Genomic DNA, 3,434 nt, shown 5'->3' on the forward strand with positions numbered 1-3,434 from the left:
ATATAATCATCATTATGCAAATAATAATCATAGTGTAGCAAGTCAAACAATCCACTCTCGCCTGAAGCGCGGTGACGAGAAATTACCCAATTAGCAGCCCAGGAGTCCTGAGTAGCGTACCATATATCGCTCTGAATGGTAATATTTGTCTGCCGAAACTGTTCTATTAAGTCATACTTACTTCGAATCGCCATGTCTTTACCTTCACCACAAAAAACGAATTTATTGTAGGCATGAGACAATAACTTACCTTTATATCGACATTCGGATTCATCATTATCTAGAGATTTTCCTGATGAAGAAAAATCCATTACTTGAACGAAGCCATTTTGATCCCAATATATTCGATCATTTTTTTCATCTATTTTGAAGTAAAACTTAGAGTTGATATCGAGACCTTCAATGTAAATAGGCTCCTCTTCTAAACTGAATAGATTGAGGCGGTAAATTTCACCCTCTCGCATAATATAGGCATGTTCGTTATCAGAGGAGAAACCACTTAAATTGGTATTCTTTTTTGTTGCTAAAATTTGGTTGGTCTTTAAATCATAGAGTGTACTTTCTGCATATAGAAATCTTCCGTTAGGTGAACGAACGATGAAACTGTAGTAACTATCAGGGGTAGAAACAGGAAATCGCCTTACATTCGTGCCATTAAAATCCATTGTATAAAGTGAATCAGTCGCCCGATAATAGAACATCAATTGAGGCATTATATGAATAGTATCCCATTTTTCAATAGGATGCTCTACCGACATATCTACATCAATTTTCCAAATAATCTTTTGCTTATTCAATCTTTCTTACAAAGCTTCGCCTTTCTTTTTGGGGAAAGCTCTATCTCGGACGATCTTATCGAGTTGCTTTTGAAAACTTTCACTTTCGCGTGAAAACTGTTGGTGAAAACTTGATTGCTCACTCGCTGAGCTTAGTGTCGAGAAAATTAATAGCAGCCAGAGTCCTGCATAGGATAGGCGAAATGAAATTTTAAAACTATTCATTTTTACCACTGATAGTTGTTTAGCTTTAGTAACTAACCATATAGTAACCAAAACCAGCTCAACGGCAAAGTTAAACTAATCATTCGAACTCGCTTTTGGCTATAAGCCTAACTAAAAGGTTTTGCCTTTCCAGCTTTCAAGCTAACGCCGCATTAAGGCGTGACGTGATGCGTGCCATACTGTGACGAAGCGAAACTGGCACGCCTTGCGGAATCGCTCTTGAACGCTTTGTTATACGTTTACTCTCTGAAACCGTAGATACGTAACCCTCTACCCGTAAGCTCTGTATCGAAGTAACCGACTGAGTTCAAGATACTCAATGCTCCATCTATATCTTGATGCCAATGTTTAAAGGGAACATTTTCATACCCACTGGGCTTACCTACTTTGGGGATTTCTAACCACTCAATTCGTTTGTAGGCGAAAGGACCTGACCCATAGTCACCCACATACTTTTCCATTAACTCATCTGATTTGGTAAACCAGCCTAGATACTCATCATCGTTATCAACAAACTTCCAATAACACTGGTTCAACTTCAATTCGGGTACATCTAATGTAAACACTTTGCGCCATTTAGAATTTGACATTAGTGACACTGAAAATCGATTTTTAATAACCTTATCTAGGTATTCATCCATTCTTGCTAGCATGTCAAAACCTCCAAACGTATAACGCCCTGTTAAGGGGTGAGCAACTCAATACCGAAGCCACCGCACACCGCCTTAATCACTAAAATCAACGCATAGTAAAAATGCTACGCGTTACGAATCCCTCTTGAGCAGTTTGTTAGTTATGTTTGTCCAACATACTACGGAATTGGGCTATCGTATGCGGACTGAACACCTTGATACCGCTACTCTCTAACAACGTAGCAGTGGCCCCAGCCCCATTAACTTTGGTCCCACTAAACGTACCATCGTAAATATTGGAACTACCACAGGAAGGACTATTCTCTGCGAGCACCGCATATTTTATTTGTAGTCGCAGACACAACTCCAAGGCATTCTTGGCCCCTGCTACAAATAGAGTAGTGACGTCGATACCATCGTTTCCGACAACCTTCGAAAAGCCTTTTAACACATCAACACCTTTACCAGCGATTATTTCAGCAGGTGCTCTAGGAGTGGGCAAACCTGCCGATAGTTCTGGGCAAAAGACCACAAGCTCTAGGTTTGATTGAAGCCAATGCAGATCAGGCTCAGGAATTGACAAGCAACTTGCATTGTATCGAACTTGATTTCCGACTAAGCACGAGCTAACTAAAACTTTTTCCAACCAGAACTCCTTTGTATGCAAAAAAAATAGCTAACGCCCTGTTAAGGTGTGAGCAACACAATACCGAAGCCGCCGCATACCACCTTAAACACTAATGCCAACGCATAGTAAAAATGCCACGCGTTGCGAATCACTCTTAAACAGTTTGTTAAGTGCCTTATACACCAACAACTTCTTTAATTCTTTGCACAACTCCATCAATGCCCGGATATATAGACATTTTGTTGATGCCCAAAACACTAAGCTCTTTTTTAAAGCCTTTTTGTACTCACCTGGGACAATAATTTTGCTAAAAATACGAATCTTATCCTCGGGATACTCGTCCAATGCTGGGACATCCAATTGAGCTTCCCCTAAAGGAAAACAAGCAAAACAACTCTCTTGTGCAGTAATACGTTCATTCAAGTGCTTAGGATAGAAGAATTCTACTGTTTTCAGGTCTAAACTAGGAAACTCATTGCTCCAGAAAGGGGCAACTCCCCAAACAACACCGTCTTCTAAGTTAAGCTCGTCCTCAACAGCAAAATACAGAGCTTTGAGAGGGTTACTTGTAAAATCTAAAAGCCGAGTCGGTAAGCCGTGGTGTTGAGCATGTAATATCCAATCAGAGTACTCTTTCGTTGAATTGTGAAAAAAAGGATGACCTAGTTTCTGAAATTCTTCGATAATTTCCTCTTCGATTTCTAAGATACCCTCAAATACTATTTTTTCGACACGGGCAATAGAGGGTAGTAACCGCCAGTCCTGAGCTTGCCCCCGATACAATTCAGTATGACATTCTCTACATATATCTAAGAAATCAGATACTGTTTTGATTTTTGATTCTTTGATCATAGATATTATCCAATCACTTTCTAAGGTATTGCGATACCTAGGCACTTAACGCCCTGTTAAGGGGTGAGCAACGCAATACAAAAGCTGCCGCATACCACCTAAAACACTAAAACCAACGCATGGTGAAAATGCCACGCGTTGCGAATCCCTCTTGAACAGTTTGTTAGCAATTTAACTAAACGAAGCCCCAAAACCATCAAAGATACATTGAAACTCCCAACCTTTTGCAACCATAAAGTCTAACCATTGAACAAGGATGTCTTTGGTTACTGTTGTCGGGTGAGAATATCCTTCAACAAACCATGAGCGGTTAATAAACCC

At 40.0% G+C, this 3,434-nt stretch carries 4 protein-coding genes; all 4 read right to left on the reverse strand.

Annotated features, from left to right (window positions below):
- A partial coding sequence (locus tag CAG65_RS07725; protein WP_161453224.1) for a hypothetical protein occupies positions 1-797 on the reverse strand: 797 nt, incomplete at its 3' end.
- A gap of 443 nt (positions 798-1,240) precedes the next feature.
- A complete protein-coding gene (locus CAG65_RS07730; protein WP_161453227.1) occupies positions 1,241-1,654 on the reverse strand; it encodes a DUF6678 family protein in 414 nt (137 codons plus the stop codon).
- Between the two features lie 136 nt (positions 1,655-1,790).
- A complete protein-coding gene (locus CAG65_RS07740) occupies positions 1,791-2,279 on the reverse strand; it encodes a DUF523 domain-containing protein (protein ID WP_161453229.1) in 489 nt (162 codons plus the stop codon).
- Positions 2,280-2,363: 84 nt separating this feature from the next.
- Entirely contained in the window at positions 2,364-3,113 is a 750-nt protein-coding gene (locus tag CAG65_RS22420; protein ID WP_161453231.1) for an FRG domain-containing protein, read from the reverse strand.
- Between the last annotated feature and the right edge of the window lie 321 nt (positions 3,114-3,434).

Origin of the sequence: Vibrio sp. V39_P1S14PM300 (genome assembly GCF_009904765.1) — a bacterium.
In the GTDB taxonomy this organism is placed as follows: Bacteria; Pseudomonadota; Gammaproteobacteria; order Enterobacterales; family Vibrionaceae; genus Vibrio; species Vibrio proteolyticus.